The sequence below is a fragment of the Serratia sp. PF-27 genome (assembly GCF_030053255.1).
Classification (GTDB): Bacteria; Pseudomonadota; Gammaproteobacteria; order Enterobacterales; family Enterobacteriaceae; genus Serratia; species Serratia bockelmannii.
This window is the reverse complement of the sequence record NZ_JASGBT010000015.1, coordinates 1056204-1079391: the sequence shown is the minus strand read 5'-3', so window position 1 is coordinate 1079391 and position 23188 is coordinate 1056204. Positions and strand designations below refer to the sequence as shown.

At 56.3% G+C, this 23188-nt stretch carries 2 protein-coding genes; both read left to right on the top strand.

The annotated features are described in order from the left end of the window. The first annotated feature begins 11 nt into the window (after positions 1-11). Complete coding sequence (locus QMZ29_RS09900) at positions 12-7142, top strand: non-ribosomal peptide synthetase (RefSeq protein WP_060433426.1); 7131 nt, start codon at positions 12-14, stop codon at positions 7140-7142. Then, complete coding sequence (locus QMZ29_RS09895) at positions 7142-23188, top strand: non-ribosomal peptide synthetase/type I polyketide synthase (RefSeq protein ID WP_261427191.1); 16047 nt, start codon at positions 7142-7144, stop codon at positions 23186-23188. The genes QMZ29_RS09900 and QMZ29_RS09895 overlap by 1 nt, the downstream gene beginning before the upstream one ends.

Below are 23188 nucleotides of genomic sequence, written 5' to 3'. Positions count from 1 at the left end.
GAGTAATATCCATGAAGATTCTGAACATTCTTGTCAACCACACCGTAGAACCGTTGCGCAGCCATATTGTCCGTTACTTGCTGGATGCCGGCCACTTTGTCTACTTAATCGGTCTGAGCGACGCTGAGCGAACGCGCTGGACAGGTTCGCAGCACAACCTCTTTTGCTATTCCGACGTTGGCGATCAGCGTATCGACTATGAGCTCTGTCTCGAAGAAAGCGCCTCGGTGAGAGGCCCCATCATCCGGTTAGCCGTTTTCGCCGATCGACAAAATGTGTTGTTCCAGATTCATGCTGAAGAAGACGGGAATATCAGGGCGTTAGCTGAGCGTGAGCTGCCGTGGCGGGAAGCCCGCCGAGCGTTGTCGCAGACGGTGTTGGGCGAGTTGTTCATCGATGGCGTGGTCATGCTCAGCCGTGAGGCGAAAGATCTGGATATTGCTCTGCCTGAAGGGCCAAACCGAGTTACGGATTGGCTGGTTGCCCAGCAGAGGGTACAGCAAGAGCAGCGAGCGCTGGAAAACGATGAACCGCGTTATGGCTGCTTCAACCTGAGGGATGAAGTGTCTGCCGTTAACGATGCTGCAGTGGTTCAACGGACCATCGATGGCGTTGCGCAGCCGCAACAGGCTTTGCTGTTGGCTTTCCAGTTGCAGTTTCTGCTCAACGCACGGCGGCCTGGGCTTTATGCTCTGCAATTGCAAGATAGGCAACGCAGCAGCAAAGTATTACGGTTACTCAACGGAACGGAAACATACGCCGAGCTCTCTCCTTGGTTAGTGCGGGTACTGCAGGGGGACCCGGCGAACCCATTCTACGAATCCCATCATGACGGCCGTTTTTTATCTGTGGTTGGTGTAGATGTCATCATGGATGAGGGGGATGTCGACGCGGCAGCGGCCCCGATCAGGATCGTATGGAACAGCACGCGCTGTACGCTCAGTTTGCAATTTTACGGCGAAAACCCCTTTTTCGACGTTGTAGCCGCAAATATCGATGAGTTTATGGCGGCGCTCGCCACATTCATGCGTAATGAAGGGGATATAGATGCGTTGACCGGCGTGTCTGAAAATAGCTACCAACGTTATTATGCGAAAATTAATGCCACGCAATGTGAATATCCGAGACAGACTATCGTCGGGATGTTTGAACAACAGGCAAGGGCGCTTAACGATCACCCTGCAGTGATAACGAAAAATGAAACGCTCAGTTATCGAATGCTGCAGCAACAGGCCAGTCGCCTGGCCGACTATCTGCAACGGCAATATGGGGTAGCGGCAGGCGACAAAATTGCCTTGATGATGCCGCGTGAGGCGGAGTTGGCAGTATGCCTGATGGCCGTGCTTAAGCTGGGATGCGCCTATGTTCCGATCGACAAAAATGCGCCCGTAGTGAGGACCTATTCTATTTTGGCCGATGCCCAGCCGGCGTTAATCATCGGTGCGCATGCTCAGTCAGCTGGCAGCCTGCCGCAAGGGCTGAGTTATTTGGATTGGCGTGAATATGCCGCTTCTCCTTTCGCTGGGGCCGACGGTTGCAACGAATTCCCCTCCCAGGCTGAGGCTTCAGCATTGGCCTATATTATTTACACCTCGGGAACGACAGGTAAGCCTAAAGGGGTTGCCGTAGAACATCGCAGCTTTGTGAATATCGCCAGCGATATTTCTCGACGCATGTCTGTGACGCATCAGGATCGTTTTCTGGCGATCACGACGTTGGCATTTGATATTTCAACTCTGGAAATATTTATGCCGCTCATGTTTGGCGCCACGGTGGTATTAACCGACCAGAAGACGTTGTTGGCGAATAATGACTTGCCGCACTTTATCGCGAGTCATTCCGTGAGCCTGATGCAGGGGACGCCTTCTTTTTGGCATCAGGTCGCGCAGCAATATGCCGAGACAACGCTACCCGTTCGGGCATTGTGCGGTGGGGAAGCGGTGCCGCATGCGGTGGCGCGTTGGTTGTCAGAAAACACCGAGCGTGCGTGGAATGTGTATGGGCCAACCGAAACGACGGTTTGGTCTACCGCGGATGAACTGTTGCCTGGGGTTGATAGCGTCACCATTGGGCGCCCGCTGGCGAATACCCAGTGCTTTATCTTGGACGAACGGCGGCGTTTACTTCCTCCCGGCGTGATCGGGGAAATGTATATTTCGGGGTTGGGCGTTGCGCGCGGTTACTACGGCAATGCGCGTCAGACGCAAGCAAGCTTTTTGCCGAACATATGTTCCAGCACGCCGTCAGCCTGGTTCGGTCGCATCATGTACAAGACGGGCGATCGCGTGCGTTGTTTGCCCGACGGCAGATTTGAATACCTCAGCCGATGGGATAACCAGATAAAATTGCGGGGACATCGGATCGAACTGGGTGAAATAGAGTCGGTTTTGCGAACCTACCCCGGGATGCAGCAGGTTGTTGTAAATTTACAGCCGGCCAAGGAAGAACAACAGGCGTTCCTGGTTGCCTATTATCAGGCCAAATCGCCGGTGGCACGCCAGCAACTGCAGGATTATCTGGTGACGCTGCTTCCGGACTACATGCTCCCCAGCGCTTATATGTACCTGCCTGAGATCCCCTTGAATATGAATGGCAAAGTGGATCGTAAAGCCTTGCCGCAGGTACAAGCGCAAGATAAAGCGCATTACGTAGCGCCGGGAAACGAGTTCCAGCGATGCCTGTGCCAGCTATTCCAGGATGTATTGGGGAGCGAAAGCGGACGAATCGGCATTACCGACGACTTTTTTGCTTTGGGAGGCAACAGCCTGTCGGCCATTCGCTTGGTAAATCGCATAAACGGTACGCTTCAGTGCGATCTGAAAGTTAAAGATATTTTCGAAAGAAAAAATGTGGCCAGGTTAACGCCATTGGTGGCCGCCGGGCGCGGCAGTTTTCTTTACCAAGACTACCAGATTGCACAATGTGATGAGACCCATCTGTACCATCCTTTCCCGCTGAATAATGTTCAGCAATCTTATTATCTGGGACGAATGAAAAGTTTCGATCTCAGCGAGGTCTCTACCCATATTTATAATGAATTTGTTTTCGACCATATTGATCACGAAAAATTGGAGCGTGCCTATAATCAACTTATTGCACGCCATCCTGCGTTGCGCACCGTATTTGAAGAGGGAGAACAGCGATTTTTAAGTGCGGCAGCGCATTACAAAATAGGCTACCACCCCCTGAGAAATGAAGACGAGCTATTGGCTTTGCGCGCCGAGTACTCGCACAAGGTTTACAAACCGGATTGTTATCCGCTGTTCGATATTTTCCTGAGCGAGTATCAAGGGAAATACCTTCTGCATGTCAGCTTTGATGCCATTATCATTGACATGACCAGTTTTGAAATATTATTCGGCGAGTGGATTGCGTTATATCACGACGAAAATCTGGCGCTGCCGCCGCTGGATATCAGCTACCGCGATTATCAGCTGCAGTACGAGCGCCTGCGCGGCAGCGCATTATTTGAGCGGGCGCAGCAATATTGGCTGCAGAAAATCGATGATTATACGCTGGAGGTCGGATTGCCGCTGGCCGCGCATCCCGCCAGGATCGATAAGCCGAGCTTCCGGCGTTTGTCTGCGACGATACCCATGTCGAGTTGGCAAAAGATCGTCGACAAATGCCAGCGCTTCAATATTAGTCCGACCGCTCTGATCCTTGAGCTCTACAGCAGAACGTTATGTTATTGGTCTGGTCAAGAGAGCCTTTGCCTTAATTTAACGCTGTTCAACCGTTTGCCGTTACATTCTCAGGTCGAGCAAATTATTGGCGATTTTACCGTTTTAAGCCTGTTCAATTACCAACGTCAAAATGGCGTTGCGATGAGCGAACAGCTATCGGCTATCCACCGCACCTTGCTTAATGACGTCGATAATAATTTATTTGACGGCATTGACGTACAGCGTTTGTTGAAACAGCGGCGGAATCTGCCCGCCAATACGGTTATCGCGCCGGTGGTGCTGACCAGCGTGCTTGGCATGAACAATAAAGCGAGCATGTTTGAATTGCCGCTTAATGAAGGATATCGCGGCGTTCAATACGCAATCTCCCAAACGTCTCAGGTGTGGCTCGACCATAAAGCCTACGAAAACGATGAAGGGTTCGTTGCCGAGTGGGATTATGTCGAACAATTGTTTGATGAGAAAACCATCAAGGCCATGCACGAAGGCTATTGTTCTCTGATTCGATGGGTGGCAGAACACGATTGGGAAACCATGTCATTCCCGCAGCCTGAACTGCCGGCGGAACATGCGGAAGCGGTCATGCGCTGGAATGCCACGCAAAGTACGGTGTCGGAGCAAACGCTGCACGGGTTGTTCCTTTCCAGTCTGGAAACGCCGCAAACGGCCGAGCGCATTGCGGTGATCGAAACCGAAGGCGAACGCCACTTTACCTACGCCAGGCTGGAACAGGACAGCAACACGCTGGGGCGTGCGCTATTGCGGCATACCAAGGGCGAAAAGGGACGTATTACCGCTATTCTGCTGGAGAAAGGGTATGCGCAGGCCGTCTCAACCCTTGGGATCATGAGAAGCGGCGGCGCTTATCTGCCGTTGCACATCGAATGGCCATGGGAGCGCATACGCGACATTCTGCAGCAAGCCCGGTGCGATATCTTGCTGCTCTCTGCTCAGCAGCGTCATGACCTGGCACATGAGCTGTCGGCGTTGCCTTCGGATATCACGATTTTGGTGTTCGACGAGATAGTGGCGCCGGCGCAGGAACGTGCGTCGACGGAGGTTGCCTGGCCGATCGTCAGGGCTGACGATCTGGCCTACATTATTTTTACCTCTGGCTCTACCGGTAAACCGAAAGGGGTAGCGATCGATCACCAGGGGGCGGTCAATACCATCCTGGCTGTTAACCAACGTTGGTCGGTCGGTCGGGAAGACCGGATACTGGCGCTGTCCGAGCTGAGCTTTGATCTGTCCGTTTACGATCTGTTTGGCTTGTTGGCCGTGGGGGGCGGTGTGGTGATCCCTTCCCAGCGTGAGACCAAAGTGCCGCAAGCTTGGGTGGCCGCGCTGCGCCGACATGACGTGACCCTCTGGAACTCGGTGCCGCAATTAGCGGGCCTGCTGGTTGACGAAGTCGAACCTGCGACGCAGGCGCTAACCCGGTTACGGCTGTTCCTGTTGAGCGGCGATTGGTTGCCGCTCAATTTGCCTCATCGCCTGAAAACCCAATCGCCAGACAGCAAGATGGTGAGCCTGGGGGGCGCGACGGAGGGCAGCATCTGGTCCATTTGGCATGAAATCGATCGGGTAGACGCGAGGTGGAAAAGCATTCCTTATGGCGTCGCCATGCCGAATCAACAGATGTGGGTGCTGGATGAGTGGGGGAGTGCTTGTCCTTTCGGCGTAACCGGAGAAATACATATCGGTGGGCTCGGCGTTGCTCAGGGATATTGGCAGGCTGAAACGCTGACTCGAGAACGCTTCATTTATCATCCAACCTATGGACGCCTGTACAAAACCGGCGATCTGGGTCGCTGGTCGGCGGAAGGCTATATCGAGTTCCTCGGCCGAAGAGATGCCCAGGTCAAGCTTAACGGTTATCGCGTGGAGCTGGAGGATATCGAGAATAACTTGAGCCAATTACCTGGGATCCGGCAGACGATCGTGCGGCTCAGCGAGGGTGACCTCATGGCTTACGTTGTTCCCGAGGCGCAACAGCCGGTGCCGCTCTATTTTGCTAACCGCGACGCATTCGTGCTTTCGCTGCCGGCGTTACGTCAAGATCTGCAACCTTCGCGAGCGATACCCTATCCGTTGGATGAAGCGGTTTACCGTGCCCGCAAGAGCACTCGCCAGTTTACCGCGGAGGCGTTATCCGCCGAAACCATCAGCAGTCTGTACGAAGCGCTGCCGGGGTGGTTGACGCAACAGATGGCGCAAGAGGGAAGCGCGCTGCCGCCTGCGTCTTTGGCCGGGCTGTTGGCCGTATGCGCCGCTTTCCGTTCGCCGCAGCGCGCGTTGCCAAAATATCGCTATCCTTCGGCCAGCAGCCTCTATGCGGTGCAAGTGTATCTCGGGCTCCCGGCGGCGATGGGAGAATATGCCGCGGGTTATTACTACTACCATCCGCTGGAACAGCATTTGTACCAGGCAGAAGCGTCGGGAGAACACACCGGGCCTTATCTGGACTTGGTGGTTCGGTGGGAAACCATCACCGCGTTATATGCCGAGCGCGCATTCGCTTTGGCGCAGATAGAAGTCGGCCACATGTTGGCCTTGCTGACTGAGCATCTCCAGTCTTTGGGCGTCGCTTATTACGTCAAGCCCGCTGACGCCGTTTCACCTGACGAGGGGGCATTAGCGTGTCGGATCCACCTCGGCGTTTGCGCCGTCACTTCACCACCGCAAGTCAGCGTCGATTTCAGCGTGATGGAAAACGAGGGGGGAACCTATGTCGCTCGCGCGTCAGGGCGACACTATTGCCTCGGTGAGACCTCCGTGCTGGCCGAATCATCAGACGTGTACGGGGTGTTGCAGTCGTCTCAGGTGTTGTTGCAGGTCCATGGCGCTAAGAACGCGTGCCATTATCAGGCCAGTGGCTGGATGATGCAGCGATTTGGCGCGCTCGCCGCCCAGCGGCGAATTGGCGGCTGCATTCTTGGCGTCACGCCGGCCGAGGACACGTTGTGCAGCATGGCGATAGGGTATGCGCGGGCCGAGGATGAACCGGTCTTTGACGTTCCTGCGCTCACTGTCTCGATGACCCAGGCGATCAGACGGCATTTGGCGCGTCGTTTGCCGGACTATATGTTGCCGCAGCACGTTACTTTGATCCCGGAAATCCCCTTGTCTAACAACGGTAAGGTCGATACATCACGCTTGCCGAAAGTCGTCAAGCACAGCGAATGTCTGGCTCCGCGCAGCGATGATGAGATACGGATGCGCCGACTTTGGGCGGAGCTTCTGGACAAGCGTGAAGAGCGAATCGGTTGTGACCAAAGCTTCTTCACTCAAGGGGGGAATTCGCTTCTGGCTATGCGACTGGTACGCAAGATCAACCTCGCGACGGGAACCGAGATGCGTCTGGAAGACCTCTACAACAACAATACGATTCAGGAAATGGCGGCGTGGGTCGCCGGGCAACCTTGTGGCAACGGCAGAGAAGAAGGGGCGCTGTAATGATGTTGACGGATTTATTGAACAACCTGAAAAAAAATAACATTTTATTGTGGGCTAAAGCGGACGATCGGTTGGGTTTTTCTGTCGACAAGGATATCGGCTTTGATGCCGATCTGAAGGCTGAAGTGGCGGCACGCAAAGACGAATTGTTGGCGCTGTTACAGGACAATGGCGTGACCAGCGAACAATCCGCGAAGGAAACGTCTTTTCTGAGGCTACCGCCAAGTAGCTGGCCACTTGCGCTGGACTCAATTCAGCAAGGCATGTATCTGCAAAGCGACATCGACGGCTTGCCGTATACCTATACGGTACCGTTGTTCATTGGATTGCCGCAGGTGGATATCGCGCGGTTGCGAAACGCGCTGCAAACCTTTTTACGGCATCAGCCCCTGTTGCGTCAGTCGATTGATAGCGATATGAAGCGCGTTTTTCTGGCGCCTGAGCAGTTTGCACTGGAAGTAGAAAGGATTTCCTGGTCCGAGCTGGAAAGTAAGAAACGGGCGTTGGCACAACAAATCTTCCCTATGCCGGAAGGGCAGTTTGCGCGCTTTGTGCTGCTGGTGCGGGCTGAGACGCAAGAGGCCGTTTTGGCGTGCGTTCACCATCATATGCTGTCTGATGCCCCTTCCGTCCAGCATTTTGCTCATCAACTGTTGAGTGCGTACGCCACACCGTCTGTATCGGCGCAGCCTGAAGCGGGGTACCTGGATTACTCCGCATATCAACAGTGGCGGGTGCGGCAAGATGATGTTCAGGCGTTCAGAACATCGTTGGCCGCCCGTTTGAATCAGGCGGAACCGCCGGCATTGCGACAGCGCCATCTCTCTGGCGTGGAGAATCGTGCCTTTGCCGTGCAGGCAGGATTGACGTCGGAGGTTGTCGAGCGTTTGACGCAGGCATGCGGCGAACGGGGACTGACGCTCTATTCTCTGTTGTTTACGACGTTCGCCCATGTATTACGGACCTTTAGCGGCCAGGACAGCGATTTCCCTATTGGACTGACAGTGATGAATCGCCCCGAGGCGTTCAGCCGAGCCATTGGGCCGTTTATCAGCACCCTGCCGGTTATCGCCGCATTGCGCGCAGACCAAAGCGTGTTGAGCAATGTCAAAAGCATTCAGCACGATATTTTGCAGTTGCAGGAACATCCGTGGGTGAACATTGGGCACTTGGCGCCGGAGATCGACGGTGGCGCGGTGCGCATCAATGAACTGGTTCAGCTGCTATTTACCTTCCATAACTTTGAAAACGGCGATATCGCCGTCCCCGGCGTGGAATATCGTCTGGAGTCTTATCCCGATCTGGCGGAAAAGTTTGGCATGTCCTTATTTGCCGCTCAACGAGACGGTCAAATCGATTTCACGTTAACCGCGGCGGAGAATCGTTACGAAGAGGACTACGTTCGCAATATTCTCGAGGCGTTAGTTTATGCGCTGGGCCAGTTTGATCGGCAATCCTGGGAGACGCCGCTTGAACAAATCGATTTAATCACGCCAGCCCAGCGTCGGCAGGTGCTGTCTGAATGGAATGACACGCGCTGCGATTATTCAGAAGATGAGCATATCGCGTCTTTATTGGAAGCGCAGGTAGCGCTGACGCCGGACAATATCGCCTGTGCGGATCGGCATCGGCAATTGACGTATCGCCAGTTGAATCTACAAGCCAATCAGTTGGCGGCCGCCTTATCGTCACGTGGGGTGGGGCATGGCGCCTGCGTTGCGCTGTGTCTGGATCGCAGCGTCGAGCTGTTGGTCGGTATTTGGGCGATCCTGAAATTGGGGGCCGCCTATTTGCCTGTCGACCCGGCATTCCCCGACGATCGTCTCGATTACATTCTACAGGATAGCCGGGCCGACGTAATTATCTGCCATCAGGCCTACCGACACCGGGTGGCGGCGCCAGGGCGGCGGCTGGTGGTGTTGGATGATGAATCGCTGCGCCACGAGCTTGAGTTGTTGAGCGATGAAAACATGGCGCGTCAGATATCACCGAACGATCTGGCCTATGTCATCTATACCTCCGGGACCACAGGGCAGCCCAAGGGCGTGATGTGCACGCACCGCGGTTTGATCAACCGTATCCAATGGATGAATAAATCCTATCCGCTGACGGCAGCCGATCGGGTGTTACAAAAAACGCCGTACATTTTTGACGTCTCCGTATGGGAACTGATTTGGGCCTCTCTTTACGGCGCCAACATCGTTTTTGCCGATCCGGATGGCCACAAGGACGCGGATTATCTGATTGAGCTGATCGAGCGCGAAACCATCACCGTACTGCATTTTGTGCCATCCATGCTGGCGGCTTTTACCGAGACATTACAGGGCATTCAACGCGATCGAAACGTCAGCTTGCCGAGCTTGCGCTACGTGTTCTGCAGCGGTGAAGAGCTCAAACTGACCCAGGTCAAAGGGATTAAGCAGTGTTTGCCTCATATCGCCCTGCACAATCTTTATGGGCCAACCGAAGCCTCCATCGATGTGCTGTATTTCGACTGTAACGATCCGGATATAGATAATGTCCTGATCGGGCGGCCGATTGATAACATGAAAGTGTTGGTCCTGGACAAAGGGCAGCGGCTTTTGCCGCCCGGTGCGGTGGGTGAACTCTACCTTTCCGGCGTCGGACTGGCGCGCGGCTATCTGAATAAAGCGGCGCTGACGGCGGAGAAATTCATCGTCAATCCGTATTGCACCGAATGGGATGAGCGGGCGGATGACTATGCCTGTTTGTATAAAACCGGTGATTTGGTGTATCAGCGGAATGATGGGCAAATCGTTTATGTTGGCCGCAATGATTTTCAGGTGAAAATACGCGGATATCGCATTGAGTTGGGTGAAATCGCCCAGCGTCTCGAAGCGTTTGACTTGGTGCGCCAGGCGGTAGCGCTGGTTTATCAACAGCCCCATCCCCGCCTCGTGGCCTATTACACGGCGCAGGCACCGTTGCCGGAGGCGACGCTACAACACTTTCTTGCCGCCGCCTTGCCCGAGTACATGGTGCCGGAGACCTTTATCTGGTTGAAAGAATGGCCCGTCACGGTGAATGGCAAACTGGATCGGCGTGCGCTTCCTGAACCGTCTCTGCCGGTCGTACAGGAACGTGTCGCACCGCAGTCGGAGAGGGAAGCGCAGATCGCCGCCATTGTTGCGGAAATGATGGGGATCGATGAAGCGCATTTCAGCTGTGAGGCTAACCTGTATCAGTTGGGGCTGGACAGCATCATGGCGATCAAGCTGGTGAGCAAATTGCGCCAGGCGATGGGCGTATCGATCCGGGTGAAAGACGTGTTCGCCAGCAAAACCGTGCATGCACTCCATTTACGTCTCGCTCAGCATCAGCAGCAGGTGATGATTGAAGGCAAACGGGAGCAGGGCGTATTGGTTGGCGAGTTGCCGCTGCTGCCTGTCCAACGCTGGTTCTTTGACTGCGCATTCCCTTATCCGAGTTATTGGAACCAGGCGTTTCTGCTGGATGTGCCGGCGCTGGACGTCGAACGCCTGCGCGAAGCGCTGCACGCATTGATTCAACATCACGATGCGCTACGCCTGACGTTTACGTCTGAGGATTCGTCGCATTGGCGCCAAGGCTATCAACCGATGACGGACGCCATCGAACTGCGGTGTCATCATGTCGAACGCTCGGCACCGCAATGGCAAGAGGCCCTGTCCGCCGTGCTGACCGAATGGCAAAGCGATATCGATCTGGCCGACGGGCCGCTTTATCGTTTTGGTTATGTCACGGGGTTCGACGAGGGGCGAGCCCGTATTTTCTGCGCTTGCCACCATTTGGTGCTCGATAGCGTCAGCTGGGGCATTCTGGCCCGCGATCTGGCGAACGCCTACCACGGTGAAAGCCTTGGAGATAAGGGAACGAGTTATCGTCAGTGGACTGAGCACTTCGAGCAATATTGTGCCAATCACGCGGAAGAGGCGTCTTACTGGCGGGCCAGGATGGCGGACTACCGCCCCGTTGCGTTGCCGGCTGCGCGCGGCGCTACGATGGCATGCAGCCGCCTCGCGTTATCAATAAAAGTGACGCAGGCGCTGCAAACCGAGGGTTTACGTGCCTTCAATGCGAAAGTCGACGAATGTTTGCTGGCGTGTGCAGACGGCATGCTCGCTCACTGGTTTAACGGAAAGCTGACCCATGTCACCGTTGAAGGGCACGGACGCGAAGAGATTGATGCTACTCTGGACGTTCATCGTTGCGTCGGGTGGTTCACATCACTTTATCCCTGTGCGCTCTCATCCTCTCCCGATCCGGCAATGCGTTTGCAGGCGGCCAAAGCGCAACTGCGCGGCGTGCCTCATCAAGGCGTAGGATTTGGCGCGTTTGCCCGTGAGCTAGGGTTGCCGCTGCCCAATGTTTGTTTCAACTACCTGGGACAGCTGACTTCGCCGGATGAAAAGGATTGGGCGCTGGTCATGTCGCCGGTCGGTGAGACGCGCCATCCTGACAACGGCTTGCCTTTCGGTATTACGCTCTTTAGCTACATAGAGCAAGGTCGGTTGCAGCTCGAAGTCGTCAGCGGTCTGTCCGGTGAGCAAAATCAACAGTTGCTGGAGGCCTGGGAGGCGGCTATAGACACGCTGATAGCGTGCTGTGAACGGCAGGGAAGAACCCAATACGGCCTTGGCGATTTCATCAATGTTGCGGATGAACGCGACTTACAGCATTTACCTCTGCAGGGCGGTGCCGAAAACGGCGACTGCTTTGCCATGACCGAGATTCAGAAAGCCTATCTGGTTGGGCGCTTTGAAAACTATGAGATCGGCAACGTCGCCAACCACATCTACAACGAGTTCGTGTATCCGCGCCTTGATGACGAACGTCTGGAGCTGGCGATTAACCGATTGATCGCCCTCTGTCCGGTGCTGCGCACCGTGTATGACGCGGAAAGCATGACTCAGCGCTTCATTTCGGTGTCGCAGGCCGGCCATTATGCCTTGGCGGTGAATGACCTGCGCCTCGACGATGAGGCTACCGCGCTGGCGCGCGTGCGCAAGCGTCTGTCCCATCAGGTCTATCAGGTCGACCGTTTCCCGTTGTTCACTTTTGAAATCAGCCGGCTGCGCGATCGCGACGTGCTGCATATCAGTCTCGATCTGATTTTGCTGGATGTGCAAAGCCGTCTGGCGCTGTATCAACTGCTTAATGCGCTGTATCGGGGAAATGTCTTGCCGCCGCTGGCAACCGTGAACTTCAAAGACTACCAGGAGCATCTGGCCCATCTGAAGGCCTCCCGTTGGTATCAACGAGATTGCGCTTATTGGCAGGACAAGCTGGCCGATATGCCGCTGCGGCCAAACTTACCGCTCAAGGTACCGTCGGCCACGGTTGAACACCCGCGCTTTGCAGAGCATACGCTATATATAGACAAACAAATTTGGCAGGATTTCAAACGGCAAGCGCAGCATTATCAGGTCTCATACTCGTCGGTATTGCTGAGCCTCTATGGCTACCTCATCGCGCGATATTCCGGCAACAGCGAGTTTCTCATTACCATGACGCTGTTCAATCGCTACGCGGTTTGCGAGGACGTAAACGACATTTTAGGTGATTTTACCTCGACCAACCTGTTCCACTTTCGCGATGCCGGCGAGGATCTGTTCACCACCATCGAGACGACGCATAAGCGCATGTGGGACGACATTCAGCATGCGTTGTACAGTGGGTTGGATGTGCAGCGCGATCTGGTGAAACTGCACGGCCTGGATCGCCATTCGGCGGTGTCGCCGTTGGTCTTCACTGGCGTCGTAGGGCAACAAACCGGCGATTGGGATAAACAGGCGTATCTGGAAGACAGCGAGGCGCGCGAGCAGCGATATTGGTGTGCGCAAACCTCTCAGGCTTGGATCGACCTGCAGGCTATTGAAGTCGATGGCCGCTTTATGAGCAAGTGGCTTTATGTCGAACAGCTGTTTGATGAAGAAACCATTGCGCATTTGAATCGCGCCTATTGCCGTCTGATCTCGCTATTAGCGCAGCAGCCTTGGGAAACGCCGGTGGGATGCGAAAACTATTTGCCTGAAGCGCAAAGAGAAATGATGCAGCGGGCAAATACCGTCACTCAGCCTCTCAGTGAAGAAACCCTGTTCAGCGCGTTCGATCTGTTGGCGACGCAAGCACGGCATCGAGAAACGATCGCGGTGTATGACGGGGAAGCGGCGATCGGCATGACCTATGGCCAATTGAAACAAGACAGCGATGCGTTGGCGCAGCAGGGGATGGGCTCATCTGCGCCGCTGATTGCCGTATTGGCGGAAAAAAGCTACGCCCAGGTCTGTGCCTGTCTGGCGATCATGAAGGCCGGCAAGGGCTATCTACCGTTGCATGTCGAGTGGCCGGCGGGGCGCATCGCCGATATTTTACAACAGGCCGGTGTAGAACAGCTTTGGCTGACCCGGGCACAGTCGGCGCGTGTGGATATCCGGACACTGAGCGAAGCGGGTTATCAACTGCTGGTCATCGAGGATATGCTGGATGAGGCGACCGCTTTGCCACCGTGTTTCGGCTTGCCGCACGTCAGCGCCGCCGATGTGGCCTATGTCATTTTCACTTCCGGTTCCACCGGGCGGCCAAAAGGGGTCACCATCGATCACCGTGGCGCAGTGAATACGCTGCAAGCGGTAAATCGACGCCTCTCGCTGACCGCTGAAGATGCCCTGTTCGCGCTGTCTGAATTGAGCTTCGATCTCTCCGTCTATGACATCTTCGGCGCGCTTAGCGTCGGTGCGGAGATCGTCTTACCGGCTCAAGAGAGCGTAAAAGATCCGGAGCGGTGGTTGCCGCTGCTTGCTGAGCGTGAAGTCACCGTCTGGAACAGCGTTCCACAGCTTGCCGGGCTGCTGGCCGATACCGTGGCACGGCAGGGATGCTCACTGCCAAGGCTGCGCGCATTTTTAATGAGCGGTGATTGGATCCCGCTGAATCTGCCGGAGACGTTGCGCACACTTTGGCCGCACGCTGACTGCATCAGCCTGGGCGGGGCGACTGAGGGCAGCATTTGGTCCGTTTGGTACCCGATAGAGGCGATCGATCCGGCCTGGCGCTCCATCCCTTATGGCACCGCGATGCCTCATCAGGCGCTTTATGTTTTGGATCCGCAGGGACAGATGTGTCCGGTTGGCGTGACCGGTGAGCTCTATCTTGGCGGGATGGGGGTGGCATTAAATTATTGGCGAAATCCACAGCTCACGGCGGAGCGTTTCATTTCGCACCCTCGTCACGGACGCCTCTACAAGACGGGCGATTTAGGGCGCTGGCATGCGGCAGGTTATGTCGAATTCCTGGGGCGCAACGACTTCCAGGTCAAGCTGCGCGGGCATCGCATTGAGCTCGGGGAGATTGAAAGCCGGCTTCTGCAATGCGGCGGGATCCACCAGGCCGTGGCGCTGGTGATGGCGCAGCCGGCACCGATGCTGGTGGCTTATTACGTCGGCGAAGCGAACGCTGACGAGAAAATGCTCCGTTCGCGACTGGCTGAACAATTGCCGGAGTATATGGTACCGGCGCATCTTATCGCTTTGGATGCCTTGCCGCTGACGGCGAATGGCAAACTGGATCGCAACGCCTTGCCGCTACCCGCAGCCGAAGAGCAGGCGACTTATTGCCCGCCGCGTGACGACCGTGAACATCAACTGTGTCGGCTGTGGGGCGAGATCCTGCACGTGCCGGCGGATGAACTCAGTACCCAGGCGGATTTGTTCCAGTTGGGCATCGACAGTATCGCCAGTATCCAAATGGCGGGGCGGTTAAGGCGCGAATTGCAGCTGGATGTCACGCTGAAAGAGTTGCTGACGTATCGCACCATCGCATCGTTCTACGACACTCTGCTCGGCCGTCAAACCGTTGGCGGCATCCAGACCGTGCAGCGCGAAACGGGGGCCTTGAGCGGCGCAGTTCCGCTGCTGCCCATCCAGCAATGGTTCCTGGCACATGATCTGCCGCATCCGCAGCAGTGGAACCAGTACGGGCTGTTGGTGGCGCCTGGCATGACAATGGCCCGTCTGCAATGCCTGTTGCCGCGCCTCGTGGCGCAGCACGACGCGTTCAATCTGCGCTTCGAAAAAGATACCCAGGGAGAATGGCGTCAATGCTACCAGCCGCAGGCTGCGCTGCCGCCATGCCACGCTTTGGACATTCGCGCATTGTCGCTGCCGGAAGACCACCCGGATTTTGACGCCGCGCTGTTGCAGCGTTTTGCCGACTGGCAGCAGGCGTTCGATCTGCAGAGCGGGCCTTTGGCCGCGTTCGCCGTTCTTGAAGGATACGCGGACGGCAAGGCCAGGGTGTTCGTCGCTTGCCATCACCTGATTGTCGATGCGGTCAGTCTGCAGGTGATCGTCGACGATTTACGACGCCTGAGCCAAGAGGAAACGCTGCCGGAGAAGGCCAGCAGCTATCGCCAATGGGTGAACCATCTGCGGCAACGTGCGCAAATTACCTCTCATGAACGTGAAGAGTGGCTGGGGCAATTGCCGGGCAGCGAAGTTCATGCGTTGCAAGCGCTGGGCGGAACCGCGACGACGCGTCATGCCCTTGCGTGGGGGGAAGGGCCATCCTGTCGCTTGATGCAGCACCTCGCCATGTTCGGCATGCAGCCGCAGGACATGGTGGCCTGGGCGGTTGGCCGCGTTTTGCATGATTTGACCGGACAAACCGCCTTTAGCCTATGGTTTGAGGGGCACGGTCGGCAAGCGGATGAGCGAACGCTGGATATCTCCAGGACGATGGGCTGGTTCACCAGTCGTTATCCCGTGCGCTTTAGCTATCAACGCGATGCCAGGGAGCATTTGCTCGCGGTGAAAAATAATCTGAGACGTTGGTCGCAGCGGGCGGAAAACTTCGGTGTCCTGTGTGGTTTGCCCGTGGTGAAAGAGGACGGCATCAGCATCAACTACCTGGGCAAGATGGAGGCGGCGGGAGACTGGGCGCTGGATCACCACTTTGTGGGGCTGCATCGCCATGCCTCCCAGGAAGGGACGCATCTGATCGATATCGTCGTGTTGAACGTTGGCGATCGTCTTGAATTGCGGGTCGAAAGCCGGCTGCGGGAGCATGACGCGGCCTGGTTGACGCAGCGGCTTATTCGAGAGTTGGAAGATGGCCTGGTATCAATGAATTGGCCATCCTGGCGTTGGTTAACCGAATCGGATGTCGATTTCGCCCTCCCGCAACCCCATCTGGATCGGCTGCAACATGCGCAGGCGGTTGATGCGGTCTTCATGGCCAATAGTCTGCAGCAAGGGATGTTGCACCATTCGCTGGCATTTGGCGACGCCGATCGGGTGTATCGCGTGGCTACGCGCTGGGATTATCACTGTGCGATTGAGCCCGAGACGTTCAAGCGGGCGTGGCAATGGGTGCAACAGCAGTTCTCCTGCCTGCGGTTGCGGTTCGATTGGCGCGGTGAAATCGTGCAGGTCGTGGATCATGAAGGGCGCTTCCCTTGGCACGTCCATGACATCAGCCATCTGTCGCCTGAAGAGCGGGAACACGCCTTGCACAGGCTGCAGGAAAGTGAGCAGCAGGCCAGCTTCGATCTCCAACAAAGCGGACTGTACCGTGTCTGCCTGGTCAAACTGGCGGATGATCACTTCGCTTGCCTGTTCTGTGTACATCACGCCATCCTCGATGGTTGGAGCAGTCCGCTGCTGGTGGGGGCGCTGCATGACGCTTACCTGGCGTTTTCTCACGGACGTGAGCCGGCGGACAGACCGGATCTCTTTGCTTCAGTGCAGCGCTACATTCAACGGCATCGCGATAGGGACACGGATTTCTGGCGCGACTACCTGAGCTCGGTCGACACCTCGCCGGATCTGAGCGGATGGCGCCGTCCGGATGCGGAGTCATCGGCGTTAGCAGCCATTAAGAGCGTCTCTGCTGCAGGGATTTGCCGCTGTGAACTGAGCGCCGAAGAGCGCCGGTGCGCGCTCGAAGCTGCCCAGCGCCAAGGCATGACCCTGAACGCCTTGCTGCAATACGCCTGGCACAAGGTGCTCGCACTCTACTCCGGTGCTGCCGTGACCGTGGTGGGCACCGTGGTGGCGGGAAGGATGCTGCCGTTGAATGGTATCGAAAACACGCTGGGCATGTTCCTCAATACGCTACCGTTGAAGGTGGAGCATCAAAGCGATGTGCCTCTGATTCAGCAGGCACATCGGTTGCAGCAAGATATTAATGAAGCCAATACCCGATGCCTGGTCGATCTGGCTCATCTGCAGCCTGCGGGCCAGCGCCTGTTTGACTCGTTGTTCATTTATGAAAATTACCCGCAGCCTGATGAAGACCGCCACCGCGAACTGCGTCATCAATTCGTCGGTCGCAATGAGCAGAGGGATTATCCATTGGTCGTCAGCGTGGAGGAGGAGCCGGACGTTCTGCTGATTAAGCTGGAATATGCGGCAGAGTACTTTGATGCGGCGATGATGCGGCAAGCGATGGCACTGTTAAAGGACATCGTCGGCCACATGGCGAAAGACGCGAGTACGGAGACGGTGGCGATAGCTCCGGTTTATTGTGAGCCGGAGCAACCCTTGTTGCTTCCTGCGCCGGGGAATGCCGCCACCTTATCGCAGGTGTTGGCGCACTACGCATGCAGCCGGTCAGACGCTCCGGCGCTGAGTGACGGCGAGCGCAGCTGGAGCTACGCCCAGCTTGACGCAGAAGTGACGCAACTCGCCAATCTCATCGCCGGCCGCCTTGAGAAGACGCCGCACGCCCCTATTGCCTTGCGACTGCACAGCAAAGTCTTGACGGTCATGGCCTTGTTGGCGATAGGACGACTGGGCGCAGCTTATGTGCCGCTGGACAAAGACTATCCGCAGGAGCGTATCGATTTCATTCTGCGTGACAGCCAGGCTATCGCCGTATTGACGATGTCTGGGGATGAAGGGGCCGAGTACGGTATTCCGTCTATTCCCTTGTTCGGCACCGCGGGAGAAGCGCTGTGGCGCAAACAGGCCACGATGCCGACGTTCACACCTGCGGCGGAGAAGACCGCCTACATACTTTACACGTCCGGCACGACGGGTAAACCCAAAGGGGTTAGCGTGGGTCATGGGGCGCTGCTCGCCACATTGCGAGGTTTCTGGCAGCAGTACTTCCAGGGCAGGGAAGCGCTGAAAACGTACAGCATGACCAACCCCGTTTTCGACATTTTCGGTCTTGAATACGGTTTGCCGTTATTGAGCGGCGGCTGCGTTACCTTGGGAACTCACCATGTCACTGGGCTGGATTGCCGTAAGTTCGATTTCATCCAGTCAACGCCCAGCATGCTGGAAATTGTCCTACCGGTATTGCAGGGGGACGAGGAATGTTTACTTCTGGTCGGCGGTGAAAAGCTTGAGCCGCATTTGGCGCAGAAGGCCCTGGCTGTTTTCACGGGGCTCGTCAATGTCTACGGTCCGACGGAAACCTGCATTTGGTCAACCGGTAAACATTATCGGCGTGCCGCGACGGATCGCGTTTTAACGATAGGCCGCCCTTTGCCGGGAGAACGTTGTCTGGTGTTGGACCCGGCCGGCAGACCTTTGCCTGTCGGGGCCATCGGCGAGCTCTATATCGGGGGCAGCGGCGTGGCCGAGGGTTATCACAACCAGCCTGAGCTGACCGCCTCACGCTTTGTCTCACTGTCGTTTGCTGAGGGGATATGGTATCGCAGCGGCGATCGCGCACGCATTTTGCCAAATCGTGAAATAGCATTCCTTGGGCGGCAGGATCAGCAAGTCAAGTTGCACGGCCATCGTATTGAGAAGGGCGAGATTGAGCAGGTTATATTGCAGCACGAGTCGATCTTGCAGGTTACCGTGCAAATATGCCAAGTGGCGGGGGATGGGAACGTCGGTCAGGCGTTGGTTGCCTATTATGTGGCGCAGGGCGAAATTAACGCCGGGCAGTTGAATGAACACGTCGGTCGACAACTGCCGGATTATATGGTGCCTGCCTATTGGATTGCGTTGTCTGCCTTGCCGCTGAACGCTAACGGCAAACTGGATGTGCGTGCGTTGCCGTCGGTTGACGCCGGTGAGGCATCTCCAGCGGCGCAGAGCGAAATCGCTACGCCGCTGGTGAAGCAGTTGCAGGTTATCTGGCAAGAATTGCTCGGTTGCGAGGCGGTGGGCGTCAATACCTCGTTCTTTGAACTGGGTGGGAACTCCATCATGTTGACCCGGCTCTATGGCATGTTACCCGACCAGGTTCAGCAAAAAATCGGTCTGATAGATCTCTTCCGTCTGCCGACCATAGCCCGCATTGCCGCGCATATCGAAGGTCGCCAACATGAAGCGGCGCCGGCACCGACGACTGGACCGATCAATGCCCGGGACGATATCGCCATTGTGGGGATGGCGGGCCGTTTCCCAGGCGCGCAAACGCTGGCGGCATTCTGGCAACGGTTATGCGATGGCGAGGCGTTTATTACGCATTACTCGCGCGAGGCGCTGGCGGCATCAGTTGACTCCGCACTGCTGGATCATCCGCATTATGTTCGCGCCCAGGGGATGCTCGACGATATCGATCGCTTTGACGCCGATTTCTTCGGCTGTACGGCTCAGGAAGCGCGTCTGATGGATCCGCAGCAGCGAATTTTCCTGGAATGCGCCTGGCATGCTTTGGAAGATGCGAACTGCGATCCGCAGCGCTTTGCCGGTGATATCGGCGTCTATGCGGCCATCGGCAACAGCAACTACGAAAGAGACGTTGTTCTACCGAACATGCCTCAGGCTGATTTGATCGATCATTACCAGTTGATGATTCATAACCAATCCCACTTCCTGGCGACAAAAACGGCGTACAAGTTGAATTTGACCGGGCCGGCGATGACGATCCAAACGGCTTGTTCATCCTCGCTGGTCGCTGTTCATCAGGCTTGTCGCGCCTTGCAGGCGGGCGACTGTCAGGTCGCATTGGCAGGCGGCATCTCCATTGGTCAATTAGCGCGCGGTGGTTACCTGTACCAGCCAGGGATGATCTTCTCACCTGATGGTCACTGCCGTCCGTTTGATGCGCAAGCGGCGGGAACCATTGAAGGACAGGGGGTAGGTATTGTCGTGCTGAAACCTTTGGCGCAAGCGCTGGCGGACGGTGATGCTGTGTATGCCGTTGTGAAAGGGTCGGCCGTAAATAATGACGGGCGGGATAAAATGGGATTCACTGCGCCAAGCGAGAGCCGTCAACAGGCGGTGATTGCCAAGGCATTGGCCGATGCCGATGTCACGCCGGCGGACATTTCCTATGTCGAAGCGCACGGCACCGGCACGCCATTGGGCGACCCTATTGAAATTGCCGGGTTGAAAGCGGCCTTCGCCGGACAACAGGCGGAACACGCCTGCGCAATCGGCTCGGTGAAAAGTAACCTGGGGCATTTGGATGTCGCGGCAGGCATCGCCGGCTTGATTAAAACGGCGTTGTGCCTGCAGCATCGCACGTTAGTTCCCACGCTACATATGCAGCGTGAGAATCCGGCATTAAAACTGGCTGAAGGGCCGTTTTATGTGAATGTTGAAACCCGCAACTGGGAAAGCGCCACAGGGCTCCGCACCGCCGGCGTCAGCGCTTTCGGCATTGGCGGCACCAACGCGCACGTTATCCTTCAGCAGGCGCCGAACACGCCGACAACCGCACCTCAGTCCGCTCAGCGCAATATGCTGTGCGTTTCTGCGGCGGATGACGCAGCTCTCGAACGGATGAGTGAAGCTTTGGCCGATCATTTGGCAACGCATCCTGAGCATTCGATGGAGGCGGTTGGCTATGCCCTGATGGCGCAGCGACACCGCTATGCATGCCAACGGTGGGTATCCGGAGATTCACGGGAAGCGGTCGTCGCGCGGTTGCGCGAGAAGGGCGAAACGATGGCCCGACCTGCGTTCGAGGCGCAGGTGGCCTTTATGTTCCCGGGCCAGGGCGCACAATTCGTCGGCATGACACAGGCGTTATATGACGCCGAACCGCAATTCCGAGTGGAGGTCGATCGTTGCCTCGCATTGCTCGAGCCGATGATGGGCGGTGAAATAACGCGGGAAGACGTATTGGCGAACGGGGAGAGCGTACACCACACCGCAATCACTCAAGTGGCGCTGTTTGTGTATGAATATGCGTTGGCGCAGTGGTATCGCTTCCTCGGTGTTGAGCCGACGGTGATGATTGGTCATAGCCTGGGCGAATATGTTGCCGCATGTATCGCCGGCGTATTTTCACTGGAGGATGCGCTCAAGTTGATGCTCAAACGCGGTGCGCTATTGGCGCACACCGCACCGGGGGCGATGCTGGCTATCAAACAGTCGGCGGAGGGCGTAAGCGAACAGGCTGCCGCGTTGGGCGTCGATATCGCCGTCGTTAATGATTCGGGAAGCTGTGTCATTTCCGGCGCGGCGTCGGCAATCGCCTCTTTGCAGGCGAGCTTGATCGCCCAAGGGGTATCTTGCCATCCGGTTAAGGTTTCGCACGCGTTCCATTCGCGTTTATTGGAGCCTGTGTTGGCAGAGTTTAAGGCCGCACTGCAAGAAATTGCCTTCAACGAGCCGCAGTTACCGTTTATCTCCAATTTGACCGGCCAGTGGGCAACGGCGGAACAGGTTTGTCAGCCCGAATATTGGGTGCAGCACCTGCGGCATACGGTGCAATATGACGCCGGCCTGCGTACCTTGCTTGAACGCCGTGCCGATGACAACTGGGTATTGCTGGAAGTAGGGCCGCGTCAAATTCTGAGTACGTTGGCGTCGCGCCATCCGGCATTGGGGAATGCGGCCGTTGTCGTTTCTTCACCGCGCAACGCTACGGATGAGCGGCAGGCTGCGCAGATGCTGTGGCGTTCCGTTGGCGTGCTGCATATGTCAGGTGTGGAAATCAACCAGGAGCGTTTCTGGCGGTGTACGGGGCAAGCGTCTTTGCGTCTACCGGCATATCCTTTCGCGCCTCAGCGGCATTGGTTCGGTGTGATGAATTCACCCGCTCATTCGCGGCCGGCCCCGGTTCCGGCGGAGGCAGCCGTGCACCAAGGAGATATGCAACAACGGGTGGCAATGTTGTTCAACGAGGTTCTGGGGTGTGAGTCGGTCGATCCACAGCGCGGGTTCTTCGAACTGGGCGGCGACTCGCTGAGCGCATTGCAACTGATTGGCCGCTTGCAAAAAATGACCGGTATACGTCTTGAGCTTATGGCCATGGAACAGCCGAGCGTCGTGCAAATAGCGCAATCGCTAGAGGCTCATGCGACAGCGAAGCCTCAGGGCGAAAGCGGTTTGGTGAAGCTGCGCGACGGTGAGGATGAGGGGATGATGCCACTTGTGTTGATCCACCCCATCGGCGGCGACATCTATTTCTACCGGGAGTTGGCTCAATGCTTGGGAAGCAGCAGAACGATTTATGCCATACGTTCACCTCTGCTGAATGGCTCGGGCGCCTTCGAGAGCATCGAACAATTGGCGGGAGAGTATCTGGCTTTGCTGAAGCCGCATCTTGAGCGAGGCGAATGTTGCCTGGCCGGTTCTTCGTTCGGCGGTATTATCGCGTTTGAAATGGCGCGGCAGTACCAAGAGGGAAAACATGTGTCTCTGCCGGTAGTGATGATTGATTCCCCAGGACAGGGAAATCTGCCCGCGGCCATGACGGATGAACAGATTTTGGACTACCTGCTTTCATTTGGCCTGGTGTCACTGGACATTGATTGGGATGCCTGGAAGGCGATGACCCAAATGGCGGATAAAATCCATTATTTATCTGAGATCACCAAAGGAACTGCGGCCGAAACGCTCTTTTCCTCGGCGTTCTTACCTCGTTACTTGAGCACCTGGCAACGGCATAACGTGATGATGCAGCGTTACCACCCGCATGCGTTGATGAGTGATGTGCTGTTTTTCTCTCACCGTGAGGTGATTGCAGATTTTCCTGAAAATCAAAGCAAGTTCTGGCATCCCTGGGTGTTGGGCCGCTTCGAGGTGCAGGTAATTCCGGGGAACCACCTGACGATGAACGCGGGAGAAGGCGCGGCAATGATGGCGGAAAAAATGACTTCGTGGTTAGGGCATTGGACGCTGGCTTGA